The organism is Paenibacillus sp. Root444D2 (assembly GCF_001426375.1).
Taxonomy (GTDB): Bacteria; Bacillota; Bacilli; order Paenibacillales; family NBRC-103111; genus Paenibacillus_E.
The window spans coordinates 364,323-379,922 of the sequence record NZ_LMEO01000045.1 but is presented as its reverse complement, the minus strand read 5'-3'; the positions used below and the strand labels follow the sequence as shown (position 1 = coordinate 379,922).

Annotated in this window: 11 protein-coding genes; all 11 read left to right on the top strand. The window is 43.4% G+C overall.

The window, feature by feature from the left end:
- The first annotated feature begins 14 nt into the window (after window positions 1-14).
- The 11 genes from ASD40_RS23265 to ASD40_RS23215 all read left to right on the top strand — a co-directional run bounded on the left by ASD40_RS23265 (window position 15) and on the right by ASD40_RS23215 (window position 15,584).
- Entirely contained in the window at window positions 15-1,937 is a 1,923-nt protein-coding gene (locus tag ASD40_RS23265; protein ID WP_057305536.1) for an alginate lyase family protein, read from the top strand.
- A 305-nt stretch (window positions 1,938-2,242) separates the two neighbouring features.
- On the top strand, window positions 2,243-3,136 hold the full coding sequence (locus ASD40_RS23260) for a carbohydrate ABC transporter permease (protein WP_057306274.1): 894 nt from the start codon (window positions 2,243-2,245) through the stop codon (window positions 3,134-3,136).
- Window positions 3,137-3,158: 22 nt separating this feature from the next.
- Window positions 3,159-4,025 carry a carbohydrate ABC transporter permease gene (locus ASD40_RS23255; RefSeq protein WP_057305535.1) on the top strand — a complete coding sequence of 289 codons (867 nt, stop codon included), beginning with the start codon at window positions 3,159-3,161 and terminating at the stop codon, window positions 4,023-4,025.
- A gap of 160 nt (window positions 4,026-4,185) precedes the next feature.
- A complete protein-coding gene (locus ASD40_RS23250) occupies window positions 4,186-5,595 on the top strand; it encodes an ABC transporter substrate-binding protein (RefSeq protein ID WP_057305534.1) in 1,410 nt (469 codons plus the stop codon).
- Between the two features lie 96 nt (window positions 5,596-5,691).
- A complete protein-coding gene (locus tag ASD40_RS23245; RefSeq protein ID WP_057305533.1) occupies window positions 5,692-7,467 on the top strand; it encodes a cache domain-containing sensor histidine kinase in 1,776 nt (591 codons plus the stop codon).
- A complete protein-coding gene (locus ASD40_RS23240) occupies window positions 7,451-9,076 on the top strand; it encodes a response regulator (protein WP_057305532.1) in 1,626 nt (541 codons plus the stop codon). Before ASD40_RS23245 ends, ASD40_RS23240 begins: the two co-directional genes overlap by 17 nt.
- A gap of 425 nt (window positions 9,077-9,501) precedes the next feature.
- Window positions 9,502-11,094 carry a spore germination protein gene (locus ASD40_RS23235; protein ID WP_057305531.1) on the top strand — a complete coding sequence of 531 codons (1,593 nt, stop codon included), beginning with the start codon at window positions 9,502-9,504 and terminating at the stop codon, window positions 11,092-11,094.
- 51 nt (window positions 11,095-11,145) lie between these two features.
- Window positions 11,146-12,360, top strand: coding sequence for a Ger(x)C family spore germination protein (locus ASD40_RS23230; protein ID WP_057305530.1), 1,215 nt, complete (start codon window positions 11,146-11,148; stop codon window positions 12,358-12,360).
- Between the two features lie 15 nt (window positions 12,361-12,375).
- Entirely contained in the window at window positions 12,376-13,470 is a 1,095-nt protein-coding gene (locus ASD40_RS23225; protein WP_057305529.1) for a GerAB/ArcD/ProY family transporter, read from the top strand.
- A 464-nt stretch (window positions 13,471-13,934) separates the two neighbouring features.
- Complete coding sequence (gene cobA, locus ASD40_RS23220) at window positions 13,935-14,702, top strand: uroporphyrinogen-III C-methyltransferase (RefSeq protein ID WP_057305528.1); 768 nt, start codon at window positions 13,935-13,937, stop codon at window positions 14,700-14,702.
- Between the two features lie 222 nt (window positions 14,703-14,924).
- On the top strand, window positions 14,925-15,584 hold the full coding sequence (locus ASD40_RS23215) for a type 1 glutamine amidotransferase domain-containing protein (protein WP_057305527.1): 660 nt from the start codon (window positions 14,925-14,927) through the stop codon (window positions 15,582-15,584).
- The last annotated feature ends 16 nt before the right edge of the window (window positions 15,585-15,600 follow it).

Here is a 15,600-nt window from a genome sequence, read left to right as displayed (position 1 = left end):
GGAGGAAGACAGAAATGAATTATTATTTAACGAATCAGGAATTGATGGATGCTGGGAAGCATTATCTTCAAGAATATCCAGAGCTTGCAAAGGCATCCATTGAGAATGCAGAGCAAGCATGTAAGAATATGTTTCGAGTTCCCTATACAATGGACATGGATCATTGGGTTTATATGGGCGAACCAATAGATTGGCTTTATAATCCTTCTAAGGATCTCGAATTCACGTGGGTAATCAATCGGCATTGGTACATGTTGGATTTAGGCAGAGCTTATTTGATGACGCAAAAAGAGGAGTACGTCCATACTTTTATCAAGCACCTGCGAGGTTGGTGGCAGCAAAATCCTGTTCCGAAGTATCTCTCTTACGAGAAAGCAACTTTTTTTCAACAACCGGGGCCTTGGCGCTTATTGGAGGTGGGCCTTCGTGTTCAATCATGGATATCCGCCTTTAAATACATGGAAGAAAGTCCGGTTATTTCTGATATTTTCCGAGAAGAGTTTCTATTGGCATTAGTTGAACATGCGAATTATTTGACTAGTTATTTGGGAAGCACGGAAATAAATCATGCCATCATGCATATGCAGGGCTTATTTATGATAAGCGTTTTTTATCATGACCATCCTAGAGCCTCGTTTTGGCGTCAGTTTGCAATCGAGCGACTGGAGTTGTGCATGGTCCATCAGATTGGTCCTGACGGCGTACAATGCGAGTTAACGACGCATTATCATAATGGAAGTATTGAGATGTTTGGTGCTCCTTATTTACTAGGGAAGCTATCCGGCTATCCGATGTCGGAATGGTATGCGAACAACCTTCGCAGAATGGGAGCATTCACGCATGCGATGATCAGACCCGATCACGGGTCTACAGCTGCGGGTGATTCCGATCTATTAAGTTCCGGTACGGAGCGTCTTGCCTTACTGGGTGCGATCCTAGAAGATGAGCAATTTATCTCAATGGGCGAAATTAGCGCTGAAATTCTCTGGATGTTTGGCAGTGAAAGGTATGAAACGTTCAAAAAACAACAGCAGTCCTTTAATACGCAGTTTCCTACTACGGTATCTTTCCCTCAAACGGGGTTTTATATCATGAAGGATGAACAGCATTATGTATTTTTTGATGCCGCCTCCATGGGAGGGGCCCATGGACATGCTGATGCGCTAAATCTGGAATGGATGTGGAAGCGTAACTTGCTCTTTCTAGATCCAGGGAGGTATACCTATGAAGAAGGGGAATGGCGCCGTTATTTCAAGAGCACCCGAGCGCACAATACCGTTACAGTGGATGGATTGGATCAGACACCTTATGTTTCTTCACAGGAATGGGGAACCCCACTTGCGGAATGTGTGACGAACCGGTGGATCACGGGGGAGGAGTATGATTTTATCGATGCCTCCCATAATGGTTACATGAGACTTGATACCCCGGTTCTGCATCGCCGATGGCTGCTGCTTTGGAAAAAGAGGAGTCTGATGATCATCGTGGATTGGCTGGAAGGCGAAGGGATGCATGACATTGAACAGAGGTTTCAACTTCCTCCCTCCACGAAGGTTCGAATCGTTGATGGAGGCAATGAAGATATGCTGAAGACAACTGTTGACTATTCCTCAGCCATTCAGCTGCAGATGCATTGGATGACGAGCAGCGATCATTCAGGTAATTTTACTGTTGTCAGCGAGACAGGATGGGTATCTGAAGTTTATGGCGTCAAAAGGGAAACATCGACAATTGTCGGAAAAGGAACAATGACAGGTAAAATGGGCATAGTGACCGTCTGCACGCCGATTGACTTAAAGGAAGATACGGTACAGCCACTAATAACTCGACTGGACATTGATCATAGGCGGCAAGAAGTATCGATCTCATATACAGATAAGGCGGGTAATCTGGAAATTCATCTCGATGGTAATGAAATCAACTGGACTCGCAGGTAAACACCAGCGTGGGAGAACGTGAGCGAAAGTGTTCAGCTGCCGTCTGGAGCTAGACATGCTGCTGCCCTGAAGCTTAAAGCAAACCGTATGCCTTCCCTTCTGTTGAAATAATTTGATATTCTTGGAAACAAGCCGCAGAGATACCTTTGTGGCTTGTTTCCGTTTGCTGAAGATGAAAGGTATCCGATTTCATCTTTAATAAAACAGTTGATTTGTCCTACGGACACAGTTGAATTGCCGCTCCCGTACGATTACGAGGTTGTACTATGCTTGTAGTACAAAAACCTAAAAGGAGCAGATGTATGATGCGAAAAAGGATTACTCTTTTCAATTCCTATGTATTCATTTTTCCCAGTCTATTTTTAACTTTGGTGCTAGGAATCTATCCGATTGCTTGGGCACTTCGCTATATGTTCTACGATTATCAGGGGTATGGGCAGGAGAAATTTATTGGACTCGACAATTTTTCGAGATTGCTGCGCGATCAGGAGTTTTGGCACTCTGTGTATAACACCTTCATCTATGCAAGCGGTAAAATTATCATCGTTTTGCCGATTTCCCTTTTACTCGCCGTCATACTTAATCGGGGGCTGAAAGCCAAGGGACTGTTACGTGCCATTTATTTTATGCCAACCATTATCAGTACATCGGTCATGTCGATCGTTTTCTTTACCATTTTTAATTCGTATAACGGTTTGCTCAATCAATTTTTAATCAAATATGGATTGATTTCTAAAGCGATTGAGTGGCTAGGACCGAATTATGCCATGCTGACCATAATTATTACGGCTATCTGGGGGGCGATCGGTAACTATATGTTGCTTTTCATTGCTGGTCTGCAAGGTATTCCCGAAGATCTGTATGAGAGCGCATCGATTGATGGAGCGAATTCAGCACACAAATTTTGGTACATTACGATTCCGATGCTGGGTCCTGTTCTACAAATGATCATTATGCTAGCCATCATCACTGCCTTAAAGGGCTATGAAAGCATTATGGTTCTAACCGAGGGCGGACCGTTCGGCAAAACCGATGTCATGTACCTCTACGTTTATAAACTGTTTTTCCCGGTTTCCGCATCGGCTTCAACCGTACAGCAGATCGGCTACGGCAGCGCAGTCGGGTTTGTAACAGCACTGATTGTCGGTTTGATCACAGTCCTTTATTTCTATATGTCCAAACGATTGAATCGGGAATAATGAAAGCGGGGAGCTACCAACAATGACGAATACACAAACGAAATCGAGCGTCCTTAGAAGCGGACATGTCGCGGGACATATTTTGAAATGGATATTTTTGCTGGCCATAGCCTTATTCACGTTATTTCCCATGGCTATGGCGATTCTGGGATCATTCAAAACAAATGCAGAATTGACAACGGGAGCGACTCTGTTGCCTTCGATCTGGAAGTTTTCCAACTACGCGACTGCATGGAAACAAGCGAATTTCTCACGCTTTACTTGGAACAGCTTATTTGTCAGCACGGCAGTTACGATCGGCACATTACTCGTTGCTTCAATGTCCGCCTATGCTGTGGACCGTACGCGGTTCCCAGGCAAACGCCTATATGTGATTTTGCAAGCGAGCACGATGTTCATCTCAATAGGAGCCGTTGTTCTTAGGCCGCAATTCGATCTAATGGTAAAGCTTGGGCTAAATAAGTCGCTGTGGGGTGTCGTTCTTATCTTAATTAGCGCGCATGCCACAGTCTATTTTATGCTGATCGGTTTTTTCAAAGCGATACCCAAAGATCTGGATGAAGCCGCTTATCTTGATGGCTGCAATTTCTACACGGTTTATTGGCGGATCATTCTTCCACTGCTGCGTCCTGCGCTCGGCGTCACCGCTTTGTTCACCTTCCGAGGCGCATGGAACGAGTACATCTTGCCGCTTGTTTTCACGATGACGAATCCGAAGCTGCAAACGCTAACGGTGGGGCTGGCCAATTTGCGTTACGGAATCGGCGCAGCCGCAGAGATACATCTTATGATGGCAGGAGCATGCCTATCCTTCCTTCCGATTCTGGTCGTGTACATCATTGCGAACAAATCTTTCGTTCAGGTGACAGCGGGCAGCTTGAAAGGTTAAATGTGGGTCGCCTAACTAAAAAAGTGTTTTATCCCCTCTTCGAAAGTTGATTTGCCCTTCACGGTTCAGCTTGATGAGCGATTATATTATGAAAGCAGTTACATTTTGTGACGAAGCATTTTGTTTTGAGGTAAAATAAAAATTAGGAGGGTTTCACAACATGAAGAAGAAACAACTTGTCATGAACACGCTGCTCGGTGTTACTTTGGTCGCTTCACTCGCGGCTTGCAGCTCGCAACCTGAACAGCCTAAAGCTACTGGCACTTCCAGTACTACGGGCACCCCTGCACCTGCAGGAGTTAAAACAAAGCTATCTTACTGGACTGTTGACCGTCACGATGCCGATTACATGAAAGATGCCATCAAAAAGTTCAACGAAACAAACAAGGATAACATTGAAGTTGAAATGACGGTACTTGCCGATAATTATAATCAGTCGGTCGATATCGCCTTTGCCAGCAATCAAGCGCCGGATGTGTTCCGGACAAACGATTTCCCCAACTATGTGAAAAAAGGATATTTGCTGCCGATCAACGATTTGATGACTGACGATATGAAGAAGCGCTTCGGCAACCTGCAAGTTGAAGAAATGAATACGATCGACGGTAAAATTTATTCGCTGCCGAATACGGGGCAATACTGGAGATTGATTTATAACGTCGATCTATTCCAAAAGGCCGGTATTAAAGAACCACCGAAAACGGTTAAGGAAATGGTCGAGGATGCCAAGAAGATTACGGAAGCCGGCAAAGATATCGGTGCATATGGCTTTGCGGAAAATTTCAAAAACGCCAATTCCGCCTTCAGCAGAATCGTCAATCCAATCGGAACGTTGAGCGGAACCGGCGAGGTGGACGGCTACAATTACAAGACGGGACAGTACGATTTCTCAGTGTACAAGCCCGTAGTAGAAGCACTGCGCCAGATGAAGCAGGACGGCAGCATGCTGCCGGGCGTCGAATCGCTTGATATCGATCCACTGCGCGCACAGTTCGCGGCAGGAAAAATCGGCATGTACTTGAACCATTCCGGCGAGCCGGCCGTATATCAATCGCAATTCCCGACCAAAGTAAACTGGGCCGCTGCTTTGCCTCCTACGATCGACGGCAACCAGAAAGGGACTGTCTCGGTAATTGCAGGTAACTACATTGGAATTAACAAAAACACGCAGCACAAAGACGCGGCATGGAAGTTTATGCAGTATTTGTATACGCTGGACTTCCAGAAGGAATACCATGAGAAAGGCTTTGGAATCTCCATCGTTACGGATGTCAACGCAGCTGCGAAAAAACCGACCATGCCGGGGATCGACGGCTTCCTGCCAAGTAAATTCGACGGTCTGTATGCTCCGGCACCGACCGGTGTTACAGAGGCTAAGGTGGAAGGAATGAAGACAGGCGACTCCGTCGTTAAATATATGCTGAGTGGCGGAGATGTGGACAAACTTTTGAGCGATTTGACAACCCGTTATAATGCGGCATTGGAGAAAGCGCGGGCGGCTGGTGACACGAAGATGAAAGCGAATCCGGACTTTGATCCGAATAAGCTGCAGGGCAGCCTCGCCAAGTAGGCGGGCAGTCGAACTTGAGGATGTTTCGCATACGGGAAGGGGCGCGCTGCTGAATGCGGCGCGTCTCTTCTCTTCTTTAGAAAGGAGGGAGCACCCTTGAAAAAATGGTATTACCGGCTATCTTTGCGCCGCCGATTATGGATCTCGTTCCTGATGTTGACCGTCCTTTCCATCGCGCTAACGGGCTTAATGTCCTATTGGATTGCCTTTCGATCGACAGAACAGGAGGCTTTCATTTCCAGCCAGAATACGCTCAATAAATCCGCGCGCGTGCTGGATGAGAAGCTGCGTCACATCATTGTGACGGCCTCAACTATGATGCTTAGCGATGCGTTCAAATCGGCTATGGAGGACGTGTACTCTCATTCTTCGGGATCCTACTACACAAGGTTGTCTTCGATGCAAATCCCTCTTGGGCAAATGAAACTGATCGAGCCTTCGATCCAATCCGTTTTGATTTATACGCCTGCAGGAGAGTTTTATGCGACAACCGATCATCGTAACAGTCAAACTAGCTTCAAGGATACGTTGTTTTCACGTTATTTGGATAGCACCGATCGCGTCATCTGGGTGGAAGACCATGAGGATCCCCTGTTTTTGGGGAATCAGCGGGTCATCTCCCTGATCATGAAGCCGATCACGGATTTGAATGTCCATGACGCTTATGTCGTAGTCAATGTAAAGGAAGATGCGATTCTGAGTGCCATCACCGACGATCTGCTCGTTCCTGCAGACCATTATTTTCTTGTAACCGGCAGTGGTGAAGCTGTGCTTCCGCTTGGATCACGTTTCTCTTCATTCCAGCGGGACCCGGAGTTCATGAAGCTCTTGCAGAGGCAGCAGCGAGGCTTTTTCAAATATAACATGGGCGGAAGTCCGTATTTGGTCAATTATTCGCGGCTAACGCTGGCGGGCAACTGGACGCTTGTCAGTGTGCAAATACAATCGGATTTACTCCGTCAGGTGAACCGTATCAAAACGGCCACATTATGGATCATGTTGTGCTGCGCCACATTGGCTTTCGTTCTGTCCAATGTCATTTCGAGCTTATTGCTGAAGCCTTTGCACAAACTGCAGGGGCTTATGAAGAAGGTTGAGCAAAACAATCTCGATGTACGGTTTACCAGCAAATACGAAGACGAGGTTACGCAGGTCGGATTGAAGTTTAACCGTATGCTGGAGGAAATTTCTTCTCTCATTGAGGACGTTAAGGAAGCCGAGTATGAGAAACGTAAAATGGAGGTCAAAGCACTGCAGGCTCAAATTGATCCGCATTTTTTGTATAATACATTAAACACAATCATTTGGAAGTCGGAATCGTCTCAAAACCGAGATGTCACGGAGATGATCACCTCACTTTCGTTACTGTTCCAGCTAGGTCTTAACGGCGGAAACGAGATGACGACACTGGCCAAGGAAATTGATCATGTTAGCCAGTATTTAAATCTACAGCAAAAATGCTATGAAGGTCTGTTCGATTACACGATTGAGCTTGAAGATGATTCGTTGCTGGAGAAGCCGATATTGAAAATTATCTTGCAGCCCTTGGTGGAAAACTCCATTCTGCACGGATTTCAAGAAATGGAGGGAATGGGGATAATTCGGATTTCGATTACATGTCTGAGCGATAGTCTGCGGCTGCGTGTGGAGGATAACGGTGCTGGGATGGACGTCCAAACCGTCAAGGCTGACATGCGGCTAGAACAAACTTTCAAAAAAAGCTATGCCCTCCGTAACGTTTATGGACGATTGCGGCTGCATTACGGAAGTGAAGCTGATATCGACCTGAGCAGCGAACCGCATATATCTACCTCGGTCACACTAACAATACCACTAGCAGGTGAGGGATATAACGATGACGACAGAACTTAGGATGTGCGTAATTGATGATATCAAGACCGTGGTGCAAGGGATCTCGAACCAAATTAATTGGGAGACTCATGGCATTCGCATTGTAGGAACAGCGAGCAACGGTGAGAAAGGGATTGAACTCATCTACGAAACTGAGCCCCACATTGTACTGACCGATATTCGGATGCCGAAAATAAACGGTTTGGAGATGACCAGGCAGGTATTGAAAAAGTTTCCACGTACGAGAATTGTTTTTTTAAGCGGTTATACCGATTTTGAATATGCGCAGCAGGCCGTTCAGCTCGGTGCATTCGATTATATTGTCAAACCATATACGCCGCAAAAAATTATTGAAGTGGTCTTAAAAGCAAGAAAGTCGATTGAAGATGAAATGGGGGAAAATCAGCGCTATCATGAGATGGAAAGAAAGCTGCGGGAAAGCTTGCCGTATTTAAGGCAGGAGTATTTTCAACTTCTGCTGCAATTTCGAACGACCCCCGAACAAGCAGCCAGACGTTGGGACTTCTTGAACATCGGATTGGAGCGCGAGCGCTTTGTAGTCATGCTTACGGAAATCGATCAATTCGCTGAACAAACCGAGACTTTGCCTGTGCAAGAGGTAGAGTTGATCAGATTTACCGTGCAAAACATTTTAGAAGAAAGTTTAAGGCGGTTCACCAAAGGATTTGTGTTCCGTGATAACACGAACCGGTTTGTAGTCATATTCAATCCGCCGGATTCCCTAAGCGTGGAAGCCATTTCGGAGCAGTGCCGTGAAAATGTTGAAAAGTATTCCCGATATACCATATCCCTTGGTATTGGGGAAGAAGTAAAGGCGATACATCAAATTTCGTACTCCTATTCGCAGGCGCTCGCTGCCCTTTCTTATAGTTTTTATACGGGCGGCAACACCGTGTACAGCTATCGAAATATGAGCCCGGTCCACCAAACTGCGCCGCGATATTCTCCAGAAAAGGAAAAAGAACTGTTTTATTGCCTGCGGTCTGGGAACTTGCATAAAGCTAGTGCCATTGTGGACGAGCTATTCGAGGAAACAGTTACTGCATCCGTGCCTCCAGCTCCCGAGGTGGTTAAGGGGTTCTGTGATGAGCTGGCTTTTCTGATCAATCGTGTTTTCTCGGAGAAACTAACTCATGAAGAAATGAAACAGATCGAACGTCATTTTTTGTACATTAAAAATCTTTCATCCTATAAGCTGAAGGAGCTCCAAGGAAACATCAAGGAACTGTGCAGAATGGGTTGTGAGTTGATTCAGAAACGTCATGTGGAAGATGCGAACCAAGTCGTGGAACAAGTTATTGAGCACATACGTCGAAATGTAGCTTCAAATATGACTGTTAATGATTATGCCAAGCTTGTTTATTTGAGCGGCAGTTATTTTGCCAATTTGTTTAAGAAGGTAACGGGTATGACCGTTGTACAGTTTGTGACAACTGAGCGGATGGAGCAGGCCAAGATTATGCTGGTTGAAGGAAAACAAGTTCAAGAAATCGCCCAAGCACTCGGATACGAAGACAGGCCGCATTTCAGTGAACTGTTTAAAAAACATACAGGCATGACACCATCTGAGTTCAAACAACTGTATAGCGCTAAAGGAGCGGGATCATGATGGTTTGTGAGAATAAGATCTGGGAGAACAATTATAGTACATAAACAAAAAGGAATAACATATGTAGAGGGAGATTGCTAAGGCACCTGGGCATATTTGATCGTAAACCTAATTAGTTCAGCAGCGGCTGAAATGATTAGGTTTGTTTACGTTTCACCCCTCATAAGGATGTTTTTCATCCTTATGAGGGGTTGCTCGGCCGTGGGCGCGAGATAGCGATGTTTTTCATCGCTATGGCTCATCATCGCGCGCCGCGCGAGGTTTTCACCCCCCATAAGGATGTTTTTCATCCTTATGGCGGGGTTGCTCGTCCGCGTAATGAATTACACGATATAACTTAGCCTAAAAGCATTCAGGAGTATAACTCTTGAAAGGCAGGGCGAAAATGAAAGTTAATACATGGAAGAACTAGGTGGATGCTATCGATGAACAAATTTCTGAAGCGTTTTGCCCGGAAATATAATGAGGGCGCGCAACAAGACTCTCAAGCAAACATCAAACAAACCGATACACTTTCAAATAGCCTTCAGCAAAATATCGAGAAAATTTCTGAGTTAACTGGTAACAGTTCAGATATTTCCATTCGTACGTTTCAAGGGGCCAATAGTTTACCTATGGCTATTGTTTATATTAACGGTTTAACAGATACCACGGTCATTAACGATAACATCATGAATCCGATCATGTCCGATGCAGAAGTTAATACAGTTGGGCAAAGGTCAGTATCCGATTCTTTGACGGTGATTAAAGATCAGATTCTTACTGTTAGTTCCACAAATACAGTGAGTAACATTGATGACTTCATGTCGGCTTTATACAGTGGAGATACCATTATTCTCGCAGAGGGCTGGGATCAAGGCATTACTGCAAGTTCTGCCAAATGGATGCAAAGAGGCGTAGAGGAGCCCTCATCTCAATCTGTTATTCGCGGACCCAAAGATGGATTCACCGAGAATATAAGCACAAATATAGCGTTGCTCCGGCGTAGAATCAAAAGTCCGAATCTATGGAAAATCGACCGGAAAATCGGACGGGTGACACAAACAGACGTAAGTGTTATGTATCTTAAAGGGACGGCCGATGATTTAGTTGTGGACGAAGTGCTTCAAAGGCTTGATCGCATTGATATAGACAGCATATTGGAAAGTGGCTACTTGGAAGAATTTATTCAGGACCAAACCTTTACTCCATTTCCCACCCTCATAAACACGGAACGTCCTGACACAGTTGCGGCCTCCATCTTGGAGGGACAGGTTGCCGTTTTGATGGATGGAACACCATTTGCTCTTGTGCTGCCTATCACTTTTCTCAAGTTCTTCATTGCCAGCGAGGACTATTACCAGAGATTCGATATCTCTTCGTTCTTGCGTCTTTTGCGATTCTTTGCGTTTACCATTTCTATGATTCTGCCTTCCTTATATATTGCAATTACGACTTTTCATCAAGAAATGATACCCACGACCCTTTTGATCAGTCTTGCTGCACAAAGGGAAGGAATTCCTTTTCCTGCATTCTTCGAAGCATTATTGATGGAAATCACATTTGAGGTGTTAAGGGAAGCGGGGGTTCGAATGCCTAGAGCCATCGGTTCCGCAATTTCCATTGTTGGAGCTCTTGTTCTGGGACAGGCAGCAGTTGAAGCAGGTCTTGTATCGGCAGCTATGGTGATCGTGGTAGCCTTTACGGCGATCTCCAGCTTCGTCGTTCCGGCGTTTAACATCTCGATTGCTGCCCGATTGATTCGGTTCATACTCATGATTCTTGCCGCGGCACTAGGTTTGTTCGGAATTATGTCGGGGCTCTTTTTTCTTCTGATCCACATGTTGTCTCTACGCTCTTTCGGAGTTCCTTACATGACACCGATAGCACCTTTTGTGCCAAGTAACTTAAAAGATACTGTTGTAAGGGTGCCTTGGTGGATGATGGTCACCAGACCGCGTCTTTTCGCTAAGAATAACTATGTGCGCCAAAACGTAAACGCACATCCAAAACCTTCCGACAAGGAAAAGGAAAAGTAATCTTCTGTCATTCATTCAACAAGAAAATGGACATCAAAAGGGGATTAGGACATGAAGCGAGGGATAAACCTGCTGTTGATCATCAATATGTTATTAGTTAATAGTGGTTGTTCGAACCATATCGAACTAAACAAATTGGGGATCATCAGCGCAATTGCCTTTGATTTAGATGAAAGTAATCAATGGGTATTGACCTTTCAAATCATCATCCCGAAGTCAATCCAGAGTAAATCCGGTGGTGGCGGTTCCCAAGCTCCGGTTATTGTCTTTTCATCGAAAGGAAAGACCTTACGGGAGGCGATTCAAAAGAGTGATTTGGAGACACCTCGCCAGCTCTTTTTTTCTCATACTCGTGTTATTATTATTAGTCAACGTGTTGCTAAATATGGGGTCAACCAAATATTGGACGCTTACTTGAGAAGTTACGAATCAAGAGAAACTACGGATGTTCTCATTACAAATGGAGACGCGAAGAAAGTGTTAGAAATCCTTACGCCATTAGAAAACATTCCTGGAAACGCGATTTCCAATTTGATCAGTGGAGAGGGAAACAAACAAACCAACTTAGTTCAGTCCAAGTTAATTGATTTAATTTCCACAATGACCAATCCTACCGCTAGCTCTACATTGCCGGAAATCAAAATCACGGGTGAGCAAAAGGCACAAAGCTCTTTAGAAGCACTGAAAGAAACTCGTGAATCCGCCGTATTAAAATTGGATAGAGTCGGGGTATTTAAGCAGGATAAATTAGTAGGTTGGTTAAGTCGGAAAGAAAGCCTCGGAATTCCCTGGATAACGAATCAATTACAAAGAACAACTATCGTATTTTCTTGTGAAGGGGAGAGCCGAAGCGAACAGCTATCCTCCTTTCTAGTAGAAAAATCTCACGCAAAATTAAAACCAAACATATCGAATGGTAATTTGTTTATATCTGTAGAAATTGAAGCCAAGGGAAACTTGATTGAAACGGCATGTAATCTGGATCTAAAACAGTCGAGTACCTTGAAAAAACTGGAAAAACATATCCAGGAGCAAATAATTATTGATGCAGAAAATTCCTTTCAAGCTCTGAAAAAAATGAAAACAGACACACTGGGCTTCGGGGACGCATTCCACAAATCTTACCCACAGGACTGGAAAAAGCTAAGCAAGAACTGGGAGAATGAGTTCGCAGAAATAAGAATGGACGTTAAAGCTCATGTAACGATTCGACGAACTGGAATGATTGATGATTCTTTTTCCAAGATATCCAGTAAAAAAGAATGAGAAAAGGGGCTTCGTATGGAGCGGATCAGCAAATATCAATTGGGTGCGATGATTATCCTTTTTCAAATAGGAAGCACACCTTTATTTGAATTAGGAATCAAAGCTGGTCAAGACGCCTGGTTGGTGGTCATTACTAGCATGCTGCTAGGGTTCATGCTGCTTTTTCTTTTTTTGATGATCCAACGAAGGGAACCTGAAAAAAATTTGAGTCAGCTTTTGATTCAATATTTCGGTTCATTTGTGGGGAAGTTTGTCTTATTACTTTATCTCCTGATGTTTTCTTACGAAGCCATGCGAAATGTACGAGACTTTGGGGATCTTACCCTCTTGACCATTCTTCCTCGAGGTCCCATATCCCTTATAATGCTGATTATGTTAACTTTGTCGATTTATGCAATATACAAGGGAATAGAGGTCTTCTTTCGGTTGGCTGAATTTATCGTAGTTGGGGTGTTGGCTTTTTATTTAATTTTGCTTATCATGCACTTTATATCGGGTGTTGTTCATTTTGATTATCTTCTTCCGATTTTGGAAAATGGCATTCAACCAGTTTTAAAAGAAAGTATATCTAGCACTGTCTGGTTCCCATTTGGCCAAATGATGATTTTTCTCATGTTCTGGCGTTATTTAAACGAGAAGAAAGAGTTGGTTAAAACGTCGGTTCGATCTTTTTTTGTATCAGGTCTAGTTATCCTTTTCTCGAACATAATGAATCTGATCGTTCTGGGTCCGCAACTACTTAACATTAGTACTGTACCTTTATTACAAGCTGTTCAGTTGATTCAGATCGCCGAAGTATTCGAGCGTTTTGACGCATTTGTGATCTTACTTTTTTATGCTGGGATTTTTATCAAAGCAACATTATGGTTTTTGGCTGCCGTACTTGGGTTATCTCAGCTGTTTCAAACAGACTATCGAAGGTTTGCGCTTCCTGTTGGAGTCATTATTTTTATAACTTCCCTTCTCCCGTCAAGCTGGCAGTCGCATCTGGAGATTGGGAGAATCGTCGCGGAACAATTTATGGTAAACAAGATATTCATTGGAGTAATACCGGCCATTCTTTTTCTTGTTATGTTGATTAAAGGACAGGGGAAACAAATTAAAGGATAGAATTGAATTTGGCCTAATAATGCAATAAAGAGGTTGTTCCCTGAGGGGACAGCCTCTTTATTTTGGGAGATATATCGTTAAATGCATGTGATTAAATATAACGTGATTATTCGGATAATCATATGAAACGTCTGTGAAAACGGAATGTAAACCGAACGATCGAATGAAAAAGCAAATAAATAGTTCGATTAATAAAGGCATTATTGTAATTAACACGGAAGCAATTGCAAATTATTGTTGATAAATACGAAGTCTTGATGTACATTAGTAATTAATATTCGTATGTTAGATAATGTGACGTATTTTATTCAATAAGAACGAATAATTGATTATTCTAACAATTACATAACATTAAATGTAATGTTCAGAGCGAATCACGATGAAGAAAAAATTGTTTTAATAGGAAATGGAATGGCTGGATTCAGCTGCATTGGAATAACTTTTGTTATTGAGGTGATGAATACATGGAGAATAATAAAGGCAAAGTATTTTTTGTTGGAGCTGGGCCGGGAGATCCCGAGTTAATTACTGTCAAAGGATTAAAATGTATTCAATCTTCTGATGTGATCGTGTATGACCGCCTTGCCAATCCGGAATTATTAAATCATGCCCGTAAAGATGCAGAATTCATTTATTGTGGAAAGCAGCCGAACCATCACCCGATTCAGCAAGAGCAAATCAATGAAATCATTGCCTTAAAAGCTCTAGAAGGAAAGATAGTTACTCGTCTAAAAGGTGGAGATCCTTGTGTTTTCGGACGTGTCGGAGAAGAAGCGGAGAAATTAGTTGAGCATGGAATAGCATTTGAAATCGTACCCGGGATTACTGCGGGAATCGCTGCGCCCGCTTATGCAGGCATACCTGTTACACATCGTAAAGTGGCTTCAACGTTTGCTATGGTAACCGGTCATTTGTGTCAAGACGACACCCTATCACCTGACAAGTGGAAGGCGCTTGCTACCGGCATTGATACGATTGCATTTTATATGGGAATGGGAAATGTCACTTATTTATGTAACCAGCTTATTCACTATGGAAGGAACCCTGAGACGCCGGTTGCAGTTGTATCTTGGGGGACAACTGAGGATCAAAGGACAATCATAAGTTCGTTAAATAATTTAGAGAAAACGTTACAGGAACATGATATGCCCAACCCGGCTATCATACTGGTCGGTGACGTCGTTCATTTAAGAGAAAGGCTGTCTTGGTTCGCCGAAAATAGCAGAGATTGAACAAGTATAAAGGCATGCATAATCGTATTATCCCTTACAGTATACAGTGAGAAAAGAGTTCATGATTTCATGGACAAAACACTGTTTACCTGAGGGTTTTTTTATGTTTTTCATATAAATATTTTTATAGATGAACATCAAATATCTAATTGGATTTATAGATTATCTAAAGATACAATAGGGCTTGTAACAACAAAACAGATACAGAGGAGAGAAAACAAAATGAAAAAAAATATATTAATCGTGGTGACTTCTGCCAATCAAATAAACAGTGAGAAGTCTACAGGGCTTTGGCTTTCGGAATTTGCTGAGACCTATATTGAGTTTTCAAAGCAAGGATTTGATATTACAGTAACTAGTCCTTTAGGAGGTAAAACCCCTATTGATAAAAATAGTTTGAGTGCTGATTTGCCTCAAGCAATATTGGATACGGAACAATTTCTTACGGATACTCTCAAACTAGACGAGGTTAAAGCTGCGGATTATGATGTGATTTTCTTGCCAGGCGGCCATGGAACGATGTTTGATCTGCCTGATAACGAAAAGCTTCAATCTTTACTTAGAGAATTTTATGAGGCTGGAAAAGTCGTAGCTGCGGTATGTCATGGACCAGCCGGTTTGGTCAATGCAAAGTTATCTGACGGAACATATCTAGTTGAAGGCAAACGCATTACAGCCTTTACAGATACGGAAGAAAAAGCGGCTGGTTTAGATCTATATATGCCTTTCCTATTAGAATCTAAGCTTCGTCAGGCGGGCCCGATCTTTGTTGCAGCACCCGATTGGAGCGACCATTATGAAGTTGATGGAAATTTAATTACAGGTCAAAATCCGCAATCAACACTTAGCGTAGCCAAAGAAGTTATCGCCAAACTAAACTAATAGCCCGTCCTATCGA